Origin of the sequence: Blautia sp. AF26-2, assembly GCF_003460955.1 — a bacterium.
In the GTDB taxonomy this organism is placed as follows: Bacteria; Bacillota; Clostridia; order Lachnospirales; family Lachnospiraceae; genus Fusicatenibacter; species Fusicatenibacter saccharivorans.
This window is the reverse complement of record NZ_QTWD01000001.1, coordinates 85,617-108,833: the sequence shown is the minus strand read 5'-3', so window position 1 is coordinate 108,833 and position 23,217 is coordinate 85,617. Positions and strand designations below refer to the sequence as shown.

The window sequence follows — 23,217 nt, the reverse complement described above, 5'->3', positions numbered from 1 at the left end:
CGGAAATTTCACAGCAGATCATTTCGATTTCTCAGATTAATGCCGGTGTCTGCGCCAAAACGGAAAGGATCGCAATCACCGCAAAAATCACAGCAGCTGCCACTGCAGCAATCATAATTTTTCTTTTCATAGCATACCTACTTTCTCTATCATGTTTGCGGAATATTTTGTTTTCGTAATCATATCTTTTTTTCTAAAGACATTATACCCTATGCATAGGAATACATCAAACTTTTCCAGTCCAGGCCATTTCCAGACAGCTTTTAAAAACAGTCTGGCATGACTCCAAACGATTACAGGCGCAGGCGGTCATAACCGTCTGCGCCTGTAGTCGTTTCACTTTTTTTGCAGATGTTTTATAAGAATCTGATTACTATTTTTTTATTTCTCTGCTATACTTATGCTAAGATACCAGACACGCTCTTGCACCGGCCTGGCAGTCCGTGCATTGAGAAAAAATAAGAAAGCAGAGGATCAAAGAGATGACGAAAATCCCAAACAGACTTCACAAATACGTGCCATCTATGCTGCTGTTTCTGCTGTTTGAAGCAGTGGCAGTTACGCTGTGGCTCACAAAGGACAATTTTTTCTATCTGCTGAATTTCAGCTACATCGGAGCCTGCCTTGGGCTTGGAACGGCACTGTTTACCGCCGGGAAACGGTATGCCCGGCATTTCGTCCAGTTGGCGGTGGGCAGCTATATGTTGCTGTACCTTGGCGTGATTTCCCGTGAAAATATGCAGATCGAAGGGTTCTGGTACTACCTGTTTCTCGGCGTTTTCGAAGCAGCAACTATCCACTACGCGGTTGCAAAAATTTTCGGACCGTTGCTTTTTGGGCGTGGCTGGTGCGGTTACGCCTGCTGGACAGCTATGGTGCTGGACTTTCTGCCCTACAATCAGCCGCAGAAGCCACGAAAAGAAAAGCTGGGCTTCCTTCGCTATGTGATGTTTCTTCTGTCTCTGGCGTTGGTGTCTGGGCTGTTTCTGATGCAGGTGGCACATCTGGAGCAAATCATGTTCTGGCTTTTCCTGGCCGGAAATGCGCTTTATTACCTTGTCGGTATTGTGTTCGCCTTCCTGTTTCAAGATAACCGGGCATTCTGCAAGTACCTGTGTCCCATTACGGTTTTTCTCAAACCTATGAGCTATTTCTCTCTTCTGCGCGTCCACTGTGATGAGGATAAGTGTGTCCATTGCAGGAAGTGTCTGCAGGTCTGCCCCATGAACGTGGAGGTTAATAAGGAAACCCGCAAGCGGAAAAACGGAACAGAGTGTATTCTCTGCTATGAATGCACGAAAGTTTGTCCCTCAAAAGCACTGCATTAACCGTTTTTCCTCATCCGTAAGTTTATTCCTCGCTTCGGCTGATTGATCATATATAGTACATTAATGATTGGAATTATCTATATCTTCTTTTAGCATTCTACTGCTACCTTAATTACACCATCTCTCTTACCTTCAAAGAGTTCATAAGCTTCCTCTATCCTTTCTAAGGGATAGGTGTGGGTGATAAGCGGCTCTGTGTTCAGTTTTCCCTCTGCAATCAACCGTAATGTTTCTTCACAGTCACAGCCATCCACTCCTCCGGTTTTAAAGGTAAGATTTTTTCCATACATATCCGGAAGCGGCAGGATCTGTGCCTGATCATAAAGAGCAACCACCGTCACCAGACCATTGGGTCTCGCGCATTCCCAGGCCAGACGGAAGGTAGCTTCCGCCCCCGCAACCTCCAGCACAACGTCAGCTCCCCCATGATCGCTGTTTGCCCGTACAAACGCTTCACACTTCTCCGGAGAAACCAACAAAATCTCCGGATAATGCTGTCGGATAAACTGCAGACGATTTTTATCCTTTTCACACACAATAATCCGTCTTGGTTTTTTCAGCATTACCGAAAGCAGGGTACAGATACCGGTGGGGCCGGCTCCGATGATCAGCACCGTGTCCTGCTCTGAGATCTCTGAAATACGCGCTGCCCAGTAACCGGTAGCCAGAACATCGCCCACCAGCAATGCCTGTCGATCTGTAACGCCATCCGGAATCTTATTCAGTCCCTGATCTGCAAAGGGCACACGCACATATTCCGCCTGGCCGCCATCAATCCGGCAGCCCAGCGCCCAACCGCCATTTTCATCTGTACAGTTATTCACATACCCTTTCTTGCAGAAAAAGCATTCACCGCAGAAGGTCTCCACGTTTACTGTCACCCGGTCTCCCGGTTTTACCTTGGTAACTGCCTTTCCAACCTCTTCCACAATCCCCACCATCTCATGACCAACCGTGATCCCGGGTACTGCCCGCGGAACGCTGCCATGTTTGATATGCAGATCGCTGGAGCAAATGCTGGCGAGTGTCACTTTGACAATAGCATCCCGCTCCTGCATCAGGGTCGGTTTTGGCTTCTCTCTTAATTCGAATTTTCCTTTTGAAACGTAGGTATACGCCTGCATATTTCTATTTTCCTCCACGTTTTTTATAATCCTCATCTATACGTTTTTTCCAGTCTGCGTTCAACGGGGCACTGCACCGGACAGAGCTGATTGCTTCGCTGACCACCTCATAATTCAACGCGGTTCCTTCACTGTCGCACTGATAGTTGACTGCACGGTCTGCACCGATTCCGAACTGGCTTGCGGTCTCTACCGCGTCAATATTGGCACCGAGGAACAAAAACTCCCAACCGTATTTCGCTTTCTGCCGCTCGATCATCTGCTTCACTTTTTCGCTGTCATACCGGCGGCTGGCATTTTCCATTCCGTCCGTAGTGATTACAAACATGGTATGCTCCGGGACATCTTCCGGTCGTGCGTACTTATGAATATTTCCAATGTGATGAATCGCACCGCCGATGGCATCTAAGAGCGCTGTGCATCCGCGAACTGTATAATCCCGGTCGGTCATCGGTCGGATTTTCTTTACATCTACACGGTCGTGCAGGACTTCACTCACATTGTCAAACAGTACCGTTGAGATCAATGCTTCGCCCTCTGCTTTTTTCTGCTGCTCAATCATAGAATTGAATCCGCCGATGGTGTCCCGTTCCAGTCCGTTCATGGAACCGCTACGGTCTAAGATAAAAACGATCTCTGTTAAATTCTTTCTCATATGCTTGTCCTCCTCCAAAAAGATCTCGCCCTTGCGGGCTCGCTGTCGCGGTATTCGCCAAGGTTTCGAGCAAGCTCGAACTTTGGCTCATTACACGCGCATATGGCTGCTCGGTTTTGTACCTTACAGTCATAGTATAGCGATTTTCTTTTGTGGAGTGGTCGCATGGAAAGCGACATTTCTTTGTTCTTATGCTCCGATCAGACTCTGGTCAAAGGCAAACAGTGCTTCATTGATTTCATACACATTATAGTTTCCCCGTTCAACAAAATATTCTACAATGATGTCGAATTTACTCGAATGGGACAATGTGAATCCTGCCTTGCCGAGCATCTCCTGCATCTGGGCAAGCGGCAGCTCCAAAGCGAGGGCAAATGCCAGCACCGTAGGTTTGGATGGCTTATAGAATCTATCCGAACGGATTTTTGAGAAGAGCTTTCTGTCAATATTTGCTTTCTTGTAGCACTGTGCATCCGTCATACCGCTTTCCTCAATCTTTCGAAGCAGCATTTCTGAAAAGCTCTCATCCATCTGTCCCAGCGCCTCTTCCAGAGACTGACTGCTGCAGGATTTACAGATTGCTTCGGGCGGCAGCGGGACAGATGCAGCTTCAAAGCAGGATTCCTCTTGCCATGCTTCGGAACACCGACTCTGTTCTGCCCTCCTGTCGGTATGTTCTTCCACATACCTGTCATCTATGTACACTGCGATGTCATCAAACAGCTTTCCGCTAATCTGATATGTCTTTCGGTCAAAAATAACGATATAGACCATCATCTCGTTTTCCAGCAGAAATTCGCTGATGGTATCGACTGCAACCTTCAGAGCCTGGTCTTTTGGATAGCCGTAAACACCGGAAGAAATCAGCGGAAAAGCTACAGACTGACAGCCATTTTCTTTCGCCAGATTCAAAGATGTCCGATAACAGGATTCCAGAAGCTCCTGCTCCCGATGCCTGCCATCCCTCCAGCGCGGACCGACTGCATGGATCACATATTTGCAGGGCAGGCGGTATCCCTTTGTAATTTTTGCACTGCCGGTTTCGCAGCCATGCAGCGTACTGCATTCTGCAAGCAGTTCCGGTCCGGCCGCACGATGAATGCAACCGTCCACACCGCCGCCGCCCAAAAGGGACGTGTTGGCAGCATTGACGATTGCGTCAACGTTCATTTTTGTAATATCGTTTCTGATCATTTGCAACGGCATGAAGCACCCCTCCCATTCGTCCAGCAGTTGAAAATCAACATTAGTAAATAAAATATCCCATAACATAAGCTTCTTTAAAAACACTTTGATTCTTGACTCCAGGAACTTTATCGAGATATTCCATGTCATTACTTGCAATCTTAACTCTTTTTAAGTTAAGATGCAATATTTGAGTTAAAAGTAGTTGAAAATCAACATTATTAAAAATCATTTTCGAAAAAAGTCCGATGTAGCATGAGCATTACACCCACACTGCACCGGACATTCCACATCATCAACTGCTCTGTCTATTTTCTTCTTCCTGCTCATGCAGCTGCTCTTTTTTCTACTCGTCCCCTTTCAGGATTTCTTTGCCACAATGTCAAGTGATGAATTAAAAAAAGACAAGCAACATCAAAGAAAAATTTCTTTCACAGCACTTGCCTTTTTCTATTATATTATCGTTATAAAAGCTCCTACTTGAATGCTTACAAACTGTTCTTCAAAATCTCCAATACCTCATCATGATTCAACACCTTATATCCACCTTCCATGATGATGGTTCCATTTGCAATACCATGCAACATTTCTTCTGTTGCCCCCAACTCATGGAGATTCATTGTAAGTCCCAGTTCTTTCATCCAAACTTCCATACAGGAAAGCCCTTCTCTGGCAACCTGTTCATCAGCTTTTCCAGCAGGATTGACCTCCCACACATTCACAGCAAAACGGCAAAACTTGCTAAGACCATAAGGCATAATATACCGATATTGAACTTATTATAAATGAATCTATATCACCTGAAATGTTTTCCATTTTCCGGACTTCTGCCTCCAGAAGAAAATGACCGCCCGAATGCTCCAGTCACAAACCATTGCAATAGCAATCCCGATCACGCCCATTTTCAAAACAATTCCCAAGAGCCATGATAAAAGCAGACGCACCGCTATCGTGGAGATAACCGAAACATACATGGTAAATTTCACATCACCCGCTGCCCGCAGCCCATTACTAAGCGCACCGGAAAAGGGATATGCTGCTGCATTAAACACGTTATGGATTAAAACCAGCCAGATTACAAGCCGTTTGGTCTCCGGCTGCAAAGCATAAAATTTCATAAAGAATGGAGTCAGAAGAAAAATCAAAAGATTCCATGCCGATGAAATCAGCAATGTGATTCTTGTCAATCTCTTAAAATAATGCTCCGCAGCATCTGCATCCCCATTTCCCATACACTGTCCAATGACCGTTATAAATACGGGACCCATAGCGACTCCCGCCAGCGCAGCCAATGACCAGATACTTTGTGCAACACCATTTGCAGCAATCTGATATGTTCCAAAAAGTGCAACGATACCGCTTAATGCTACTTTGACTAACTGGAATATACCGTTTTCCATCCCATTTGGAATAGCGATTTTTAGAATTTGTTTCATGAAATCCACATTCCACCGGAAAATCCACTTGCAGCGATAGAACACTTCATTTTTTCTCTGAAAACAAAGTACTGTAATCATCACGGCTGAAAATGTCCGAGCGATCAGTGAAGGGTATGCAACACCTGCAACACCTGCACGCAAAACAAGTACACCAATGAAATTTCCAATAACATTGATGATATTGGAAATTACCGACAAATACATGGTCACACTGGTTTTTCCAATACTGCGAAAAAGGGCAGCGCCAGCATTGTAAACCGCCAATGCCGGATAGGAATATGCAGAAATCCTAAGGTATGTAATACAAGAGTGCATCACAGAATCTTCCACTTTACCGAACATCAGACGAAGCATCCCTTCATTTCCAATTAGAACCATCACTACGATCAGTATGGAAAAAATCGCAGAAAATGAAAGAAGCTGACTGGCGGATTCTCCAGCGTCATCATTTTTCTTTCTACCAATATACTGGCTGATCACAACCGCCCCTCCAGATGCCAATGCTGTAAACAGATAAATAAAAATAGTATTGAACTGATTTACCAGTGAAACACCGGATACTGCCACTTCTCCTGCGTAGCTGACCACCAGTGTGTCCGCCATCCCTACAAGCATTATCAGCAGCTGCTCTAAAAACAGGGGAATAATCATAGCCATCAACTTCTCGTTTGAAAACAGAGTTGTTTGCTGATTCACGCCTTTTCCTCCTCTTATTGTTATTTTTTTGTTTTACAGATCATATAATCGATTGCATCAAGTGACTGCTGCTTTTCATGTACCTCATCAAGCAATTTGTACCGATATTTTCGCAACATCCTTATCTGCATTTCTTGATCTTCGCATCCTGAAATTTTTGCGATTTCTTCTTTGCTTAATCCGGCGTTTATACGGGAATCATAATCCGGTTTCATGAAATGGCACTCCCTCCTCAATAAAAAATATAGGTGCAGAAATTAAAGCTGTTTGCTTTATCTCTACACCTATATTATAATTTTCTAATTGAATTATATCAAATACTTAGTTTTTATGGTTTGTCCATGCCTAAAAAGCATTGAATATGTTTGATGAATTTTGTGGTTGCTAAGCTAAACGGCTGACCACGTTTCCATGCTAATACACTTGTTGCTGTAAGTGGCGGATCAAGCGGTCTGAATGTAACCTTTGATTGATTCCAGAACGGTACAGCCCCTTCAATCACCAATGAATATGCCAAGCCTCCATTCACCATAATTGCGCTGTTCGTACTTAAATTGCTGGTAAAAACAATATCCAGTTTCTCATAGTAGTTGCCAAACCAACTTGCCAACTCACTCTGCACATTCATACGCCTAGGAAGAATCAAAGGCAGTACAGACAAATCTTTTGCGCTTACCGTTTCTTTCTTGGAGAGTGGATCATCCGATTTCATCAGAACCACCCATTTTTCCCTTATATTCAAGCGAATAAATTCATATTTTTCCATATCAACCGGCTCAAGAAGCAAACCAATATCCAGTAGTCCCTTCTCCATTTGTTCCTTTACCAAATCTGCTGTGGCTGTAAAAATGTCAAAAGTAACACGGGGATATTTCCGACGAAAGGACTCAATTATTTTAGGAAGAAGTTGTACAGCAGCAATTTCTCCACACCCAATGGAAATTTTACCTTCCACCTGTTCCTCTTGCTCCACTAATTCTTTTTCTGTCTTATCTACAAGCTGCAAAATTTCTTCCGCACGACGGCGAAGAAGTATTCCTTCATTTGTCAATTTGATTTTCCGTGTCCCTCTATCAAACAGCTTTACACCAATATCTTCCTCCATCTGTGCAAGCTGACGTGAAAGTGTCGGCTGCGTGATATGTAAAACTTCTGAGGCTTTTGTGATACTTTCTTCCCTTACTACAGTCAGAAAATATCGAAGAACTCTAATTTCCACGAAAAATACCTCCCAAATTCATCATGCTTAATAAGTATATTTTAACGTATCTATACTCGAAAGGCAATAAAAAACATCTGCTCATCGTATGCTTACCGGTAATATAATTTTATGTAAAACTTGATAAACACCTATCATTTAATCGTTCTGTCTACATTGTAGAGCGGGGAAAATCGAAAAACAATGGACGGAGTACAAGTCCTTCCAAGAGGGATAAGAAAACTTCTGAATGGGTAAACAGTGCTAAAAAAGGTTCTGACATTGAAGCACAGCTCCATGTCAGAACCCATTTATTTCACAAATTATTTTTGTGGGTTGCGTCGCCCGGTGTTTTCCGAGCCACGCACTTCCTCATGGTAAAAGTAATCCACAATGACCGGGTGCCCAGGCTCTGCCCGGCCGTAGGGCAGCTCGTTGTCCACGAAGGGACAGCTGTTTTCTTTCGCCAGCCGTTCCGCTTGATCCTCCAAACCACGGAAGTAGCTTCTGTCTCTCTTGTTGTAGATAGCGTCGTACAGCGGAACCAAGTCAGGATATTTTTTACAAATATAGTCCATGATGTCTTTTTTGAATCCGCCTCGCAGGTTTAGATTTTCTAACCATATCAGGTCGCATTGATTTCTGGCCTGATGGAAGATAGCCTCAAAATCCGTGATACCCGGAAAGACAGGGGCAATAAAGCAGACGGTGCGAATGCCCGCATCATAGATCTGCTTCATGGCATCCAGCCGTCGCTTGATGCTGACGGCATTGTCCATATCATTTTTAAAGCCTTCGTCCAATGTATTGATCGACCAAGAGACCGTGACCTTTCCCAATTTTTTCAGAAGGTCGATGTCACGGATTACCAAATCCGACTTGGTACAGATGAGAATTTCTGCCTCACTGCCCCGGAGCTGTTCAAGAAGCTTTCGGGTGTTCTGAAACTGAGCCTCCTGGGGCAGATAGCCATCGGTCACAGAACCGATGACTACGCGTTGCCCTTTGTACTTTTGCGGATTTTTGATTGCTGGCCAATGTTTCACATCCAGGAATGTACCCCACGGTTCGGTGTGCCCGGTAAATCGCTTCATAAACGAGGCGTAGCAGTATTTGCAGCCATGGGTACAGCCCACATAAGGATTGACGGAATAGCCTCCCACCGGCAGGGCGGATTTTGTCATAATATTTTTGGTTTCTACATCCTGAATCAGAATGCTGCTCTCTTTTACTTCTGTCATGTCTTCTGTTCCTCCAATACCCGGTAAAAAGCCGGGGGAAATTCTTGTACCATCTGTGCCTCTCCCATGATAGGAAGCAGATCTTCCTTCATAAATACAGGGATGCCAAGCGAATGGGCCTGATGTGTCAGGTTCCACACCCATTCCGGTTTCGATACGGCTTTGCCCTTCCTATGTCCGGTCTCAGTCCCAATGACGATCCACTCAATTTAATACAAACAGCCACCGCTGATGCCGCCTTACCGTTTTAAGATTTAGCCTTCTGCCGCAGGTGCAACTTTCCCGAAGCCGTTCCAGGCATACAGGCCCTTCTTGTCCCCATCGCCCAGGAACTTGTCCACCTGACAGATGTGCAGGATATGGTCGCCAACTTCCACCGACTGCTGCAGGGTGGCCACCATCGCCAGACGAGTATCCACCGGAATCTGGATATCACTGCCATCCACAGCCATCATCTCGATGTTGTTGGCGGCCACCTTGTCGGTCTCGGCACCGGTAGATGCTCCGCAGGCCATTACTGCGCCTGCCAGACTCTCACAGGGAACAGTGACAATGACTTTGCCGGTCTCACGCACACGCTTGCCGGTGTGGGACTGTTTGCCAGTGGCGAAACCCACCATAGGCGGATTGAAGGAGAGGTAAGACACAAAGCAAATGGGAGCCAGGTTCGTAGAACCATCCTCCTTTTTAGAGCAGATCAATGTCAGCGGATTGGGGGAGGTCAGAACAGTAGCCTCCATAATGTTCAGTTCTTTCATATCATTCAGACCTTTCTGAGAAATTTCAGTCGTTGACTGCATGGCCAACCAGTGATATATTTATTATACTTGACAGCAATTTTTGTTCAAGTACGCAAATTATTTGTACCTGGTATCAAAAAGTATACTGCAAAAGACGAGGAAAGATCCAATCATGACTTATGAAGAATTCAAAGAAAAGGTTGGCAGTGTCATTCTAACCGATGATGGAAACTGCCCGGTCACACCGGTGGTTCAAATGCTGCAGGGCAAATGGAAACTCCAAATTCTCTATGAACTATGCATCAAGTGTCCCATGCGGTTTGGGGAACTGAAAAAAGTTCTCAAGCCCATCACCAATACAGCCCTTACCAACGCCCTGAAGGAGCTGGAAGCGGATGAATTGATCCAGCGCATCCAATATAATGAAATGCCTCTGCGAGTGGAGTACTCCCTCACCGAAAAAGGGCGGGACCTGCTGCCGGTCTTTTACGCCATTTCCCAATGGGGAATGAAATATATACCATGATTCTAACTATATTAATATCTGCCTGATAATAGCCGGGAGGCATTGACAATTTGAGTCAACTTCCCGGCTTTTTATGCATTCTCTACTGCTGCAAAGGATTCAGGAAGCAACCTGATTCATGAGAGTTTATGCATTTGTATAGTCATTTTGAACCTGCTCCGAAATCGTCATACCTCACACGCCTCCCGGAGAGCAGGCAGCAGCTCATCCAGCCGCCCGTCCAGTCCGAAGGACTTCTCTTTGATATTGTCCGCAATGTAGATCTCCCCCAGATTGATGGTCACATAAGTGGCGTTTGGCTCGCCGGCCACCAGGCGCATCATCGGGGCCTTGATCAGCTGATTGCGCCAGCCAATGCCCAGCTCCAGAACCACCAGTTTCTTTCCGTGGTAGGTTTTCAGAAAGTTTTGGAACCGTGCCTGGGCAGCGGCATCCGGGATCATTCTCTGACCCGCGCCCATGTGGATGTCCATGGGACCTCCGCACTTGGGACAACGCGGCACCAACTCTGTAGGCACATGGCCGCCCTGTTCGGCAGCCGATAATTTTTCGGCCACCTCTAAACTTGAATAGAGGGTATCGTGGCAGGGGCGGGCACACTGCATAGTAATCCAGTTGCCCTCAATCTCATAGATTTTCGTCGGATCAAAGCCACACAGTTCAAAGTGACCTTCTCCGTTTGATGTGACGACAAAGTAATCTTTCTCTCCCACAATGGCCTTCAAATCGTTCATCACCGGCGTAGGCTGGTACTGCCCACAGTAACGATGGATGAGCCGGGCCCAGAAGGCCCATTTTTCCTCCTCGCTGGGCCATCCGGCCATCATGCCCTGCAAAATACAACGTAAGCCGTATTTTTGTTTGAAATCCCCAAACAGTCTTTCAAAAGTCGCATTGTCCGCAAACAAATGCAGTCCTTCGGTGATGGACAGGCCGTTACTGGCTCCGATCAGGATAGCGTCCGCTTCTCTGAATTTTTTCGCAATAGGGTTCCAATCAATCATATTCGTTCGCTCCTTTCTATTTTATGGTTGCTGCGATGGATCGCTCCTGCCGGAGGGCAGCCAGAGTTTCCGCCAAATCTCCTTGCAGATACAGGCTGCGTCCCCGCAGATGCTCTGGCCTATGAGCTGCCTCTCGATTAAGACATGCATAAAAGACGTTTTCGTTTTTGGCAGTAAGTTCCCAGAAGGGCAATTTGATGATACTGGGTGTCATCTCACCCACGCCAAGTTCCAACAGCAGGACTTTTTTGTCGGACTGATCCATTATCCAGTGTCGCAGGAATCTATGGTAGCGATGCAGACTATCCTGCCAGAAGGTTCCCTCCAGAAAGGTATCATCTCGTACCCAGGGCACCAGCACCCGCCCGCAATCCGGGCAACGAGGAACAGCCTCCTCCGGCAGGCGAACACCTGCCAGGCAACCAGTCAGTTCCTTCACCAGTTCGCGGTTTTCCCCAATATCATCCCGGCAGGGCTGACTGCATTGGCAGTAGCTAAAGTCTCCCTGAAAGGCGCAAATTTGTTTCTGGGGAAATACTCGAAAAAACTGCTGATCCACATTGGTGGTCAGAACAAAAGCAGGTTTGTCCGCAACAAGCGCCTGCAGGTCCAGATAGGGCTGCCCAGTAGGGGCTTCCCACATGAAGCGGATATATTGACTGTAATACCCCCACTGTTCCCCATAGCTGGAAAAGCAATGGTAGAATCCAGCCAGCGGAGAGGTAAAGCCATACTGTTCGCGAAAGGGAGCCAATGCCTCCGAAAGTGCCGGGGACCAATGGTAGTGGTCGTATCCAGCCGCGCTTGACAGGCCGGAGCCGCCTCCGATCACAACAGCATCTGCTTGATCAATACGCTCGGCAAGTTCCTGAAGCGTCGCTTGGTTTGCAACCCTCATCGATCGTTATCTCCGCTGTCCATGGTATCCCGTGCATCCCGCAGCACTTGAGCAATGTCGGCCACAATGGTCATGCCCTTGTCCTCCAACTGCTTGGGCAGGAAGTCATACTTGTTGTTGACAGCAATATATCGAGCATGGGGAAAGCTGAGGGTCATGTTCCAGAAAGGTTCTTGGATAAACATGGGAGTCATTCGGCCCACGCCCAGCTCCAGGAACAGAATTTTGCTGTCTTTGTGTTCCAGCACATAGCGAGAAATTTTTTCGTACTGTTCTTCGTATTTCTTTCCTTGCAGAAAATTCCCATATCCTCGCACCCAAGGGAATGCCTCGCCGCCGCAGTGGGGGCATCGGGGAATGAGATCCGTGGGAATCTTCGTGTCACTCCCCATAGCGGCTACCATATCAGCCACCGGCTTTACCGCATCCCAAGTGTCATCGGTACAACAGGCGGCACACTGGAAGAAGCGGTGATCCCCCTGAATCTCTGCCACCTTCTCCTCCGGGTAGAGTTTGACAAACTGGGTATCCTGGTTCGTGGTGAGGATGAAGAAGTCCTTGCCTTTCAGCAAAGCGTCTAAATCCAAATAGGAATGACGCACAGGTGCGGTCTGGGTGGTGTGAAGGAATGTGGCGAGATACCCCCAATACTCTTCCCTTGTCTTCCAGGGGTGCATCATCCCTGCAAAAGCACCTTTGAAGTGGTACTTCTCGGCAAAAGGGCGGAAGTATTTGCGGTAGGAGTCGTTGTCCTCGTAGTAAAAATCTCCACCACCGGCAGCGGACAGGCCGGAGGCCCCGCCCACTACCACACAGTCAGCTTCCTTTACCTCCTGTACCAAACGATGGATCTGTTCGCTATACGGCAGCGGCTTTTTGTCAGTCAGCTGATAAGGCGTACCGCCGGAAGCATAGATATGATAGTGCCTGGAATAATTCATCTGGGTCTGCATGACCAGATCATCATAGAAGTTCATTGTCACCATTCCTTTCAAGTGGGTGTTATTTTTATTCTTACTTCAAATTATTTTAGCATCCTCTTGCGTCACTGTCAATATGTTGTTATAATAAAAATAACATCAAAGCAAAAAAGGAGATCAGGCTATGAAATATTCTACCCGCCTTAGCGATGCTGTTCATATTCTGGCTTTTATCGCTCTGTACCCAAACTGCGACCTGACCAGTAACAAGCTGGCAGAGAGCATTCAGACGAATCCTGCCTATGTGCGCCAGCTCATGTCCGCCCTGCGGAAGGGAGGACTGCTGGTCAGCGTGAAGGGACATCCCCGACCTGCTCTGGCTCGTGAGCCGGAGAAAATCACTCTACTGGATGCCTATCGGGCAGTAGAGGGCAACAAGCCCCTGCTCCATCAGGACATCCACACCAATCCTGCCTGTGGCGTGGGTGTAAATATTCAACTGGTGCTGCGGGATTTTTACTTGGACATTCAAAAAGCAGCGGAACAAAGAATGCAAGGAATCACGTTGAAAGATGTGCTGGAACAATATCACATGACTCCCATTGGTTACCCCTGTCCTTTTGCCAAACGTATGCGGGAGCTGGTGCAGAAAGAGATAGGTGATGGTGTCCGTATCTTGGATTACACCCATGACGCTGGTCCTGAACCAGAAATATTTCAGAAGTAAAGTTTCTTTTTCCTTCAGCCTATGGTAAGATAGACTTTAAGGAGGAGTGCTAAATGATTCAGAACCCCTTACCACACGACCACGGACAAACTATCGAGCAGGAACTGGAACATATGCCCCGCGTAGAAAACTTTCAAACCGTAGCTGATATTTTCAAGCAGCTGGGGGATGGCAGCCGTATTCGCATTTTTTGGTTGCTTTGCCACTGTGAGGAATGTGTTATCAATCTTTCAGCCATGGTAAATATGAGCAGTCCTGCAGTTTCTCACCATCTCAAGCAGTTGAAATCAGCAGGTCTGATCGTTAGCCGCCGGGACGGAAAAGAGGTCTATTATAAAGCGGCCGATACCGAGCAGACCCGAAATTTCCATCACATGATTGAGTGGCTTGTAAAAATCGCCTGTCCGTCGCAAGTAGAAAAACAAAAAGGAACGCCATGAAAAAAGAAGAATCCAAAGTTATCGCTCAAAAATTTCAAAAAATTCTAAACGGCACCCTCGCCTTGAAGCATTGCCGGGCTGGCGGAACGGGTACCACACTCTTTGGAGAACAGTTTCGAGCGGTTACCGCTGGAAAAGGGGTTATGGAGGCATATGAAACTTTTCCTGGAATAGAGGTATCCTTCAATGTTTTTCTTGCTTCAGAGATCAAGTTTCAGCATGATGCTTCGGATTCTGTTTTAGAAATTTACTATTGTCGCAGTGGTCGCGTGGGTTGGAATATGCAAGACGGTACTGCCGTCTATTTAGGTACAGGTGATGTGACAGCACACAGTATGGCCTGCTGCGCGGATTCCGCCATGATGTTTCCCCTAGGATATGCAGAGGGAATTTCCATTTCCGTGGATCTGAAACAGCTCTCTTCCATTTGCCCGGAAGTTTTAAAGAATGCCGGTGTGGAGGCAGACCAGTTACGGGATCGATTTTGCTCCGGAAAGCCATCCGCAATCCCGTCCTGTTCCGATTTAGAGCACATTTTTGCCCCACTCTTTTCTGCTCCTGTATCCGTTCGAATTTCCCTCTTGAAATTGAAGGTGCTGGAAATTTTGATTTATTTGAGCAACATGAAATCGGAGCATAAAGAATTGACTCAATACTTCTCCCAGCAAACCGAATTGATAAAAGAAATTCATCAACAGTTGACAGAGCACTTGGATCAACGATTTACGATCGCAGAACTTTCCAAACAGTATTTGATAAATACCCCCACTCTAAAGGAGATATTCAAGGCAGTCTACGGCCAGCCTATCGCCACCTATATGAAGGAATTTCGAGTGCGTCAGGCTATGAAATTATTACGGGAAACAAATGACACTATCGCGGATATTGCTTCCCAGGTAGGCTACCAAACCCAGGGAAAATTTTCAAGCGCTTTTCAGTCTATAGTCAAAATGTCACCCAGAGAATACAGAAAAATCCAGGGTATAGCTCCATCGGATTTCTTTAGCAAAACACTGTAATGAAAAATTCTGGTAGACTACTGCCAACAAAGCCAAGTTCTTCACTTTTGATGTATAGTCAATCAGCGTTGTCATCCTAATCCGTGCTGACTGCATCAGCAGCCGTTTTCCACATACTGAACATAGGAGATCAAACCGTCTGTTCTTACAGCATCCAGTGTTTTTACGCTGATTCCCAGTATACTGGCTGCTTCCTTCCTTGTAATCAGTTTATCCATCGCCTTCTTCGTCATAGTTCATAGCGAAAGCTCCCTTCCTGTGATAGCTACATACTACCACAAAAGTAATTATCTTTCACTGACAACTATCCTAACACACAGGGATAACTTGAATAGAGTAAAATGCTCGCATCTATCATTTCAAGCAAGAGAAAATGAAGTGAAATGCTTGCATTCTCTAATGATTATTATGAATTGATTTTTAGGGCAACACAATCCGTCGAATTATTTTGCGCTTACTTTCAAAAAATCTTGAAACGCATATTTTTAAAAATGCAGATGTAGACTGTCAAGGAGCTGGAAGCGGATAAACTGATCGTCCGCACCGAGTATCCGCAGATTCCGCCGAAGGTGGAATATACGCTTTCGGAACGAGGAAAAACGCTGATGACTGTGCTGGATCAGCTCTGTGTCTTGGGCGAGGAGAATCGACTGACAGAGTGACAACTTCCAATGGAGCAGTGAAGCACACTGCCGCCTGTGAGAAATCCTACATCTCTGGGGTGATAAGAAAAAGTACAGAGAAACCATATTTTCAGAAAGCACTGCCGGGTGCTGTATCAGCATGATACTTGGCAGGCTTTATCCATATCAGTGTATGGAGATTGGAGACAACAGCAAATGAAAGAAAACTGTCTATGGTATTGGCAAAAAAAGAGACAGGACAAATGTCGAAAGGATAGTCCAGAATTAAAGGATGCACTCCTCAGGAGGATGCTTCCACCAAACAATGAATCTATTACCAAGATATCCAGAGAAGAAGGAATCTCTGAACAGACACTTCGTAACTGGCGGGATAAAGCCAGAAAGGAAGGCTATGCTGCTCCTGGTACGGATGCTGTTCCTGATGACTGGAGTACACAGGATAAATTTTTAGTTGTTGTTGAAACAGCAGGTATGAATGAAACGGAACTTGCCGAGTATGCCCGTAAAAAAGGTCTTTATATCGAGCAGATCAAAGCCTGGAAAGATGCCTGCATGAATGCCAATGGTGGCATCGCTAAAGAAGCTTCCCGGCTTAACCGCGAACTTAAGGATTCTGAGAAAGAACGCAGAAAACTTGAAAAAGAATTACAGCGCAAGGGCTACGTCTGCTTCCATCAATCGGGGCTTGACCGTATCGCCCAGACCGTCCTCGGCGGTCTGATAGATGATATTGAAAGGTTCAAGTGTCTCCATACCGGGCAAAGGCTTTCGATTGGTGCAAGCCGCCGCAAGGCGCATGGCAAAGTAGGTCTTGCCCTCGCCGGGATTACCCTAGATAATTGTCAGCTTTCGGGAAAGGACTTGCCGTAAAACTCTATGACAAAATCAATGGGATAGCCGCCCTTGCTCTGGCTGTGGCGAAACCACTTGTTTCCCCGGACGGTCAGACTGTCATGTTCTTTCCAGCGGTATTCTCGTCCGCTTTTTATCAGTGTCTCTCCCTGTGTGCGGAGAAAATCTTCCAGACTGACGGCATTTGCCCGGTCAATCTGCGCTTGGGTATAATTCATCGGGATAGTTCCTCCTTTTTCTGTCGTGTTTGGGGTCGATTTTGGAGCTTTTGTTCCTCTGTACGCTCGTTAAATCGGGCGGCAGTATCTACACATGACTTGACCTTCCAAAGGCGGTGTAAATCGTCTCTGACAGCCTTAAACTCGCCGTAGGTGCTTTCGTGTGCCTGTTCCAGCTCGTCATACTCGTCGGACAGCTTTTTCATATCCACCTTGCCGTCCGGGAACTCCTCGGTCAGCTTTCGTCTGGCGGCGTAGAACTGTATCAGTTCCGCTTCATGCTCTACCTTGTACTTGGCTCTGGGCTTCTCAAACTTGATTTTCTGCAAGCCGTCATAGACAGGCTTCAAGTTCTGGAAAGCGGCGGAGCTGTCATAGAGTTGCTTAATTGCTTTCATTCGGGCGGTCTGTTCGTCCAGCGTTTTCTTCAAGCTCTCTGTGGCAGCACTGTGTTCGCTGACACGGCTTTCCAAATCTTCAAGGGAGTAAATGCCGTTTGCCCGGAGATAATTGAAAGTCTCGTTCATCTCCTTTAGATTGCTGACCTTGCCTTTCTGCGAATATGCCCCGGCTCTGCGCTGGGTGTAATAGGCGCTCAGCAGCGAAACAAGGTCGGGTGCCTGCGGCTTGGCAAGCTCCGCTTTTGCTTCGGCAATCCAATCAAACAGGAGAGCGATTTTCTTCTTGATGTCCCGGATAACGGCATTGGTGGCTCTGATCCAGCGGTTGAACTCGCCTTTCTCGGTGCGTATGCCTTTCTTCTCCATTGCCTGGACGGTTGCGCCCTCATGGACGGTGGGAAAAAGCTCCACGCCCTGACGCTCATAGCTCCGGTGGTCGATACGAACATCAATACCTTTTTCCGCAAACTTGGCATTGCATAGCTCCGCCCATGCTTCACGCCAATGTTCCAGCGTTTCGGGACTGCCCCAGTCGGTAGTGGGAACGGCGTTGAACACAAACTTTCCGTCTGCGTCTCGGATACGGTTGCCGTCCTCGTCCAGCTCATACACCCGGCGTTGCTTTAGTCCCCATTTGCCGTTCTGCTCGATGGGGCGGATGGGGCAAAGCACATGAAAATGCGGATTGGGTACGCCGCCGTCCTCCCGGTCTGGCTGGTGTACGGCGAAGTCAACCACCATGCCACGGCTCACAAAGTTCTCCAATAAAAATTGCCTTGCAAGAGCGATGTTTTCCTCAAGGGAAAATTCATTCTGCAAGGCAATGTCAAAGCTGTATGCAAGCTGGGCGTTCTTTCCACGCTCGGCTTTTTCCACGGCGTTCCATAGGGTTTGGCGGTCTGCGTATTCTGGCGGTGCATGGGACGGCAAGAGAATGTCAGAGCAGATCACGCCGCCCTTGCGGGTGTAGTCGCTGTATTCGCCGTAATACTCGCTATACAATCGCTCCCCGGCTCGGTAGGCAGCAGAAGCGATAGCGGACTGTCCTGCGCTTCGCTTAGTCTGCGTGACGCTCAGATGAAATAGTGCCATCGGCTTTCAACTCCTTTTCTCTGTTTGCTTGGCTGATGTGGGTAATCGTCATGTGACGGACGGCTCGCTGGACTTCGGACAAAGAAAAGATTTGTTCCATCAGCTCTGTCATTTCGGTGCGTGTGAGATCTTTGACCTCCGGGGCAAGGCTCTCAATCGTGCCGCCCAGATTGCAAAGACGATGGGTGCGTTTCTGCCTTTCGCCTTTCTCCAGATATTTCTTTCTGTTCTCAAGACGGTTGAGCTTGTGCTGTTCCTGTGCAAGCTGCGTCTCGGCCCGTTCCTTTTCGGCTCGGAGCTGGTCAAGGGTTTTCGGTTTTGTCATTGTGATTGACCTCCTATTTTTGATTTTGGGGATAAAAAAAGACCGTCAACTTTTCGCATAGTGCGACCAGTCAACGGTCTGATTTTCGGTATTTGTTTTTCCAAACTTGCTGGCGGCGAACGGTTTGTCAAAACCGTTTGCGGACGGCAAGTACATAAGGGATAGCCGCATTAGCAGCGCAAGGGGGTGTAGCCACCTTGACGGATCGAAGTGACGAAACATTCTCGGTCATGCAGCTTTTTTCTGCTGACAGAGAATGAAGCTCCGCAGGACGCACGATACTCCCGATAGGAGAGTATAGAAGTGCGCCCTTTAGTTCCTAAAGGGATTTTATCAGTTCGCCAAACTTGAATCTGTCGTATTAGAGATTCTTCACTTGCAGCTCCCTTAACGATTTCTTCGCTGGCGAAGTTGGTAGCGACCGATACATCACCGGCTACAAACTGTGATAATCAAAAATAAACACATTTGCCGATATTAAAGAAAGGAAGCCCCCTTTTTGGGGGCTTCCTTTCTTGTTTACTCCACCGATCAACGGCTCAATATTAAAAAATCTCCGAAACCAAGAACGCTACAACATAGCAGATCGGTTGGTGTATCATGTAAATAATAAGCGAATGTTTCCCTAAAAAGTTAATACCTGGAACTTTCCATTTTCCAAATAGCCGGTTAATCAGCCCCTTTTCCTGTAAGAAACTGTACAGGAAATATCCTGTTGCAAATAAGAAAATCCATGGGAGCAACGGAAAATAGTCGGTAGATGAAAAGCCAGCTTGCGGAAATCCAATATAAGCTAATACCGATTTCAACCATGTAACATTCAGCAAATTATCAGATAGTTGGATAGGGTCTTGCTTCGTCCAACTTCTGAGAATGAGGAATAGCACAAAACTAACACTTACCCCAACCCCAGCCGGGATTTTTTTCAGAACCTTATCCAGTAAAATCCATATCAAAATACAGCTGCCAATAAGCGTTAGAACACCGTAGCGCACCCGATCATTGGGAAGAACTATGGCGGTAACGAGCGAAACGACCACACCACCACCAAACGCCCACAATCCCCTTTTCATGTGTTTTTTTCCTAAATGCCAGCTGAACCCAGCCAGCAAAATAAAAGTCCAGCAAATGGATTGCTGCCAAATATAGGCACCGTGGGACTTATACCATGGAATATCTGCATTATACAGATAAACTAAATCCCATAAGAAATGATACGAAATCATTTCAATAATGGTTATACCTCTTATCAAATCAATAAACGGTAAACGCTGCTTTATTTGCGTTGTTTCCAGCAAAATTTCATCACCCCTTTTATTTACTCCAAAATCGGCTCCACCAGCTCCGGGGCGACTCTGGCTGCTGCCGTTCCGGCTCTGCCGGAGCTACGCAATCCTCTGATTTTCTTCATGTTCTGTACCTCTTTCGTAAATTCCGATTCATAATGTAAGAGTAAGGTCTATCCGGCCTTGCTCTTTTCTTTTAAAATGGAGATATGGTCTGACGAAATTTCCGATTGGGACATCACGCCCGCAGACAAATGTGTCAGCCAGCCTCCATTTGTTGCTCACTTTTCGTATTCAAATTGTACCATAAAACTTGTGAACAGTTCTACCGCAACTTTGGACTATATGAGAAAAGTCCGAACAGTTTTCTGCCCGGACTTCCTCGCTCAATCATAAATCAATTCCGCTTTCACAATCTCCTCTGCCTGTGCCTTGCAAGCGTTCATCTGCCGCACCCATTCCATTTGATTATCGGCTTTCAGTTGCTCAGTCACACCGTTTTGCTCTGCCAGTGACCGCACGATCTGCTCCATGCGGTTTCGTGCCGCTTCGTCAATCTCGGCACAATGTTCAAAGAGCTTGTCGGATAGCACCAGTTCATTGAACAGTATCGGGCGGTGCATTTCCAGATACGCCTTGCGAAGTCTGCCGTAGTGTCCGATGGGCTTGGTCTTGCGGATAACGATGTTCGGGATAAGATAATCTCCGTTCTGTGTGTAAGTGATATTCATGCTGTTTGTACTCCTTTCATCGGCTCTCTCTGCGGTAAACTGCTGACAGGGACGAACACGCCCTTTGCAATGTCCTCCGCACGAATGGCGGCTTTCTTAGCTTCAATTTCTGCCTTTTTCCGCTTCTTGATTTTGTCCTCGTATCGCTTCTGCGCTCCGCTGGCTTTCCGCTTCAAGTAGTTCTGATGAAGCCTGTCCTTGCGTTCCTCACGCTTGCGGATTTCCTCTAATTCCTCCGGGGTAAGCTCCGCTTCTCCAAACGCCGGGGGAACGAATCGCCCAACAAAATTGAAGTAAATCTCGACCTCCTGTGTGGTCTGTATACTGCCTTTACGGTCACGCTCATGCACAAGGATTTTCTCGATAAACTCGTTGAGCATAGCAATGGTCAGCTTGTCGAAGTTCTCATACTTGTCAATCAGAGCGATAAAACGATCAGCGTCCTTTTCGTGCTTCTCATAGCTCTTGACAGCCTTTTCCAGAACAGAGATTTCAGCGGTAAGCTCGGACTGTTCCTTTTCGTATTGAGCGTCCAGAGTGGCGTATCTGCTGTCGGACAGCTTGCCTAAAATGTTGTCCTCATAGATTTTGCAGAGCAGGACTTCCAGCTCGGAAACTCTCTGCTTTGCTGTGGCAAGGCGTGTACGCTGTTTCCTGACCTCTGTGGTCTGCTGGCTGGACTGCGCTTCCTGCACCACACGGACAAACTCGGCTCGGTCATGCTTGGCATACTCGGCAATGGCTTTCAGCATTTCAGAGACAAGGGACAGTACCACATCTTCATTGATACGGTGCTGGGTCTTGCAGAGCTTTCCAACTGGGACTTTGCTGTATTGGGAACAGGTATATTGAGAAATGCGCTTGCCGTTGTTGGTGCGGTGGACATACATCTTGCCGCCGCAATCGGCACAATAGAGCAAGCCCGTGAGGGGAGCTGCTTCGCCCCAGCCGTCCGGGTAGCGTCTGACATTTCCACGGATTTTCTGCACAAGGTCAAAGGTCTGCTGGTCAATGATAGGCTCATGGGTATTCTCAAAAATTGTCCATTCGTCCTCCGGGACATAATGGCTTTTCTTTTCCTTGAAGTGCTTTCGGGTCTTGAAATTGATGGTGTGTCCCAGATATTCACGCTTTTCAAGAATGTTGCAGATGGTGGAAGAACCCCAGCCGTACACATCTTTGAAAGTCTTGTTTTTGTTCACGCCCTCGCTGTGCTGGGCAAGGTAAGCGGACGGAATGAGGACTTTTTCTTCTTTCAGCTTGCTGGCGATCTGATACGGACCGTAGCCCTCAATCGTCATGGCAAAGATGCGCTTGACCACATCAGCGGCTTCGGGGTCAACCAACCATTGGTCTCTGGCTTCGTTCCAGAGATAGCCGTAAATGACCGTGCCTGTGAGGTGCTTGCCGGACTTGCCTTTGGACTGGAAAGTGGAACGGATTTTACGGCTGGTATCTCTGGCGTAATACTCGTTCATAATGTTGCGGAACGGGGTAAAATCATCGTCCCCTCTGGCACTGTCCACGCCGTCATTGATGGCGATAAGGCGAACGCCACGCTGACGCAGAATTTCCATAATCTGACCGACTTTCAGATAGTCACGACCCATGCGGCTCATGTCCTTGATACACAGATACTCCACATTCCCGGCTTCAACCTCTTTCATCATGGCTAAAAATCCGGGGCGGTCAAAACAAGTGCCGCTGATACCATCGTCCGTGAAATAGACAATGTTTGTAAAGCCCTGCCGTGCGGCGAAGTCCTCCAACATAGCCTTTTGATTGGATATGGAATTGCTCTCACGCTGTTGGTCATCATCTTTGCCAAAGTCATCACGGCTCAGTCGTTCGTACAGAGCTGTGATTTTCTCATTTTTTCTCATAACTTGCACTCCTTTCTTCGGTTTTAGGTTGTGTGTTCTAAGAGACTTCCCAACCGCTTGATTAAGAAGTCTTTTAGAGCATACAACACCGGCTGCCAGCTTATATTTCTTATACTGCCGCACTGCGAAGTGGTTTGGCTTTTCCGATTCCAGTGCATCAAACATCAGGTCTACGGGATTTTTGAACTCCTCGTCATCCTCCCGGACTTCCATGGCGTTGATGAACTCGATGAGGGTGGAGAAGTTTTGCTCCTCCACCGGAGCTTCATAGTGGATATATCCGATCAATGCGCAATACAGCAATGTTTCCGCCTTGACCCAGAAATCGTCTCCGGCCTTGCCCTCGCCTTTGGTATTAGCGATTAGCGTTGTCACCAGCTTCAGAATATCCTTTTCCGAGTGGATGTATGCAAAGGGGTTATAGTGCATGGACTTCTTGAAGTTGATGGTATTTAGGACCTTGATTCGGTACGGCTCATAAATGACCTTGCCGTGCTTATCCTTCATGGGCTTTCCGTCCTTCTCCAGCTTGGGTGCGCCCCTTTGGAGCATTTTTCCACACTCCACCAGAATTGTTCCTTTCGGAAGCGTTTTGTCAATACAGAGATTCGTAATTCATTAAAAAATGATTGTTTTTATGACAAA

At 46.9% G+C, this 23,217-nt stretch carries 23 protein-coding genes and 3 pseudogenes; 7 read left to right on the top strand and 19 right to left on the bottom strand.

Annotated elements, in window-relative coordinates; translation table 11 throughout:
• The first annotated feature begins 491 nt into the window (after positions 1-491).
• Positions 492-1,328 (top strand): 4Fe-4S binding protein, encoded by an 837-nt coding sequence (locus tag DWY63_RS00675; protein WP_055218396.1) that lies wholly within the window; start codon positions 492-494, stop codon positions 1,326-1,328.
• A gap of 89 nt (positions 1,329-1,417) precedes the next feature.
• Here DWY63_RS00675 and DWY63_RS00670 read toward each other — a convergent pair whose 3' ends face one another.
• The 9 genes from DWY63_RS00670 to DWY63_RS00625 all read right to left on the bottom strand — a co-directional run bounded on the left by DWY63_RS00670 (position 1,418) and on the right by DWY63_RS00625 (position 9,624).
• Entirely contained in the window at positions 1,418-2,452 is a 1,035-nt protein-coding gene (locus tag DWY63_RS00670) for an alcohol dehydrogenase (protein WP_055228476.1), read from the bottom strand.
• A gap of 4 nt (positions 2,453-2,456) precedes the next feature.
• A complete protein-coding gene (locus DWY63_RS00665) occupies positions 2,457-3,107 on the bottom strand; it encodes a vWA domain-containing protein (protein ID WP_055218310.1) in 651 nt (216 codons plus the stop codon).
• 189 nt (positions 3,108-3,296) lie between these two features.
• Positions 3,297-4,313, bottom strand: coding sequence for an O-acetyl-ADP-ribose deacetylase (locus DWY63_RS00660; protein WP_117800771.1), 1,017 nt, complete (start codon positions 4,311-4,313; stop codon positions 3,297-3,299).
• A gap of 467 nt (positions 4,314-4,780) precedes the next feature.
• A complete protein-coding gene (locus DWY63_RS18650; protein WP_022462483.1) occupies positions 4,781-4,945 on the bottom strand; it encodes an oxidoreductase Fe-dependent alcohol dehydrogenase family in 165 nt (54 codons plus the stop codon).
• 138 nt (positions 4,946-5,083) lie between these two features.
• Entirely contained in the window at positions 5,084-6,427 is a 1,344-nt protein-coding gene (locus DWY63_RS00650) for an MATE family efflux transporter (RefSeq protein ID WP_055218315.1), read from the bottom strand.
• Between the two features lie 20 nt (positions 6,428-6,447).
• Positions 6,448-6,642: a DUF4224 domain-containing protein gene (locus DWY63_RS00645; protein ID WP_022462481.1), complete on the bottom strand. Its 195-nt coding sequence runs from the start codon at positions 6,640-6,642 to the stop codon at positions 6,448-6,450.
• 113 nt (positions 6,643-6,755) lie between these two features.
• Complete coding sequence (locus DWY63_RS00640) at positions 6,756-7,646, bottom strand: LysR family transcriptional regulator (RefSeq protein ID WP_022462480.1); 891 nt, start codon at positions 7,644-7,646, stop codon at positions 6,756-6,758.
• 302 nt (positions 7,647-7,948) lie between these two features.
• Positions 7,949-8,866, bottom strand: coding sequence for a radical SAM mobile pair protein B (locus tag DWY63_RS00635; RefSeq protein WP_117800768.1), 918 nt, complete (start codon positions 8,864-8,866; stop codon positions 7,949-7,951).
• A 254-nt stretch (positions 8,867-9,120) separates the two neighbouring features.
• The gene (locus DWY63_RS00625; protein ID WP_117800766.1) at positions 9,121-9,624 is read right to left on the bottom strand and encodes a flavin reductase family protein; all 504 of its coding nucleotides are present in this window, start codon (positions 9,622-9,624) and stop codon (positions 9,121-9,123) included.
• A 154-nt stretch (positions 9,625-9,778) separates the two neighbouring features.
• On the opposite strand from DWY63_RS00625, the gene DWY63_RS00620 reads away from it, so the two are divergent.
• The gene (locus DWY63_RS00620) at positions 9,779-10,132 is read left to right on the top strand and encodes a winged helix-turn-helix transcriptional regulator (protein ID WP_117800764.1); all 354 of its coding nucleotides are present in this window, start codon (positions 9,779-9,781) and stop codon (positions 10,130-10,132) included.
• Positions 10,133-10,299: 167 nt separating this feature from the next.
• On the opposite strand, the gene DWY63_RS00615 is transcribed toward DWY63_RS00620, so the two are convergent.
• Genes DWY63_RS00615 through DWY63_RS00605 form a run of 3 tightly spaced genes read right to left on the bottom strand, consistent with a single transcriptional unit; the run spans position 10,300 to position 13,011 of the window.
• The gene (locus tag DWY63_RS00615; protein ID WP_117509141.1) at positions 10,300-11,136 is read right to left on the bottom strand and encodes an NAD-dependent protein deacetylase, SIR2 family; all 837 of its coding nucleotides are present in this window, start codon (positions 11,134-11,136) and stop codon (positions 10,300-10,302) included.
• 16 nt (positions 11,137-11,152) lie between these two features.
• Positions 11,153-12,034, bottom strand: a complete 882-nt coding sequence (locus DWY63_RS00610; RefSeq protein WP_117800762.1) for an NAD-dependent protein deacetylase, SIR2 family — start codon at positions 12,032-12,034, stop codon at positions 11,153-11,155.
• Positions 12,031-13,011, bottom strand: a complete 981-nt coding sequence (locus tag DWY63_RS00605) for an NAD-dependent protein deacetylase (protein WP_173841546.1) — start codon at positions 13,009-13,011, stop codon at positions 12,031-12,033. The genes DWY63_RS00610 and DWY63_RS00605 overlap by 4 nt, the downstream gene beginning before the upstream one ends.
• A 127-nt stretch (positions 13,012-13,138) precedes the next feature.
• Here DWY63_RS00605 and DWY63_RS00600 point away from each other — a divergent pair, with 127 nt between their 5' ends.
• From DWY63_RS00600 to DWY63_RS00590, 3 genes are read left to right on the top strand one after another with little or no spacing between them, the layout of a single operon-like run.
• The gene (locus DWY63_RS00600) at positions 13,139-13,681 is read left to right on the top strand and encodes an Rrf2 family transcriptional regulator (RefSeq protein ID WP_243001816.1); all 543 of its coding nucleotides are present in this window, start codon (positions 13,139-13,141) and stop codon (positions 13,679-13,681) included.
• Positions 13,682-13,734: 53 nt separating this feature from the next.
• The gene (locus DWY63_RS00595) at positions 13,735-14,121 is read left to right on the top strand and encodes an ArsR/SmtB family transcription factor (protein ID WP_117800760.1); all 387 of its coding nucleotides are present in this window, start codon (positions 13,735-13,737) and stop codon (positions 14,119-14,121) included.
• Complete coding sequence (locus DWY63_RS00590; protein WP_117800758.1) at positions 14,118-15,140, top strand: helix-turn-helix domain-containing protein; 1,023 nt, start codon at positions 14,118-14,120, stop codon at positions 15,138-15,140. The genes DWY63_RS00595 and DWY63_RS00590 overlap by 4 nt, the downstream gene beginning before the upstream one ends.
• A 95-nt stretch (positions 15,141-15,235) precedes the next feature.
• On the opposite strand, the gene DWY63_RS00585 is transcribed toward DWY63_RS00590, so the two are convergent.
• Positions 15,236-15,373: a hypothetical protein gene (locus DWY63_RS00585; RefSeq protein ID WP_442857661.1), complete on the bottom strand. Its 138-nt coding sequence runs from the start codon at positions 15,371-15,373 to the stop codon at positions 15,236-15,238.
• Between the two features lie 273 nt (positions 15,374-15,646).
• Here DWY63_RS00585 and DWY63_RS18810 point away from each other — a divergent pair.
• Together DWY63_RS18810 and DWY63_RS19015 are read left to right on the top strand one after the other, a co-directional pair.
• Positions 15,647-15,802 (top strand): annotated as a pseudogene (locus tag DWY63_RS18810) (winged helix-turn-helix transcriptional regulator); the annotation flags it as partial.
• 177 nt (positions 15,803-15,979) lie between these two features.
• Positions 15,980-16,654, top strand: a complete 675-nt coding sequence (locus DWY63_RS19015; RefSeq protein WP_442857747.1) for a transposase — start codon at positions 15,980-15,982, stop codon at positions 16,652-16,654.
• Here DWY63_RS19015 and DWY63_RS19010 read toward each other — a convergent pair.
• From DWY63_RS19010 to DWY63_RS00530, 6 genes and pseudogenes are all read right to left on the bottom strand, one after another.
• A pseudogene (locus DWY63_RS19010) lies at positions 16,630-16,854 on the bottom strand (AAA family ATPase); the annotation flags it as partial. The gene DWY63_RS19015 and the pseudogene DWY63_RS19010 overlap by 25 nt on opposite strands.
• Entirely contained in the window at positions 16,851-18,347 is a 1,497-nt protein-coding gene (mobQ, locus tag DWY63_RS00555; RefSeq protein WP_117800755.1) for a MobQ family relaxase, read from the bottom strand. The gene mobQ and the pseudogene DWY63_RS19010, both read right to left, overlap by 4 nt.
• Positions 18,313-18,672, bottom strand: a complete 360-nt coding sequence (locus tag DWY63_RS00550) for a DUF3847 domain-containing protein (RefSeq protein ID WP_117499338.1) — start codon at positions 18,670-18,672, stop codon at positions 18,313-18,315. Before DWY63_RS00550 ends, mobQ begins: the two co-directional genes overlap by 35 nt.
• 545 nt (positions 18,673-19,217) lie before the next feature.
• Entirely contained in the window at positions 19,218-19,970 is a 753-nt protein-coding gene (locus DWY63_RS00540) for a heparan-alpha-glucosaminide N-acetyltransferase (protein ID WP_117509146.1), read from the bottom strand.
• Between the two features lie 374 nt (positions 19,971-20,344).
• Positions 20,345-20,689, bottom strand: coding sequence for a TnpV protein (locus tag DWY63_RS00535; protein WP_117800753.1), 345 nt, complete (start codon positions 20,687-20,689; stop codon positions 20,345-20,347).
• Positions 20,686-23,163, bottom strand: a pseudogene (locus tag DWY63_RS00530) (DUF4368 domain-containing protein); the annotation flags it as partial. The gene DWY63_RS00535 and the pseudogene DWY63_RS00530, both read right to left, overlap by 4 nt.
• Between the last annotated feature and the right edge of the window lie 54 nt (positions 23,164-23,217).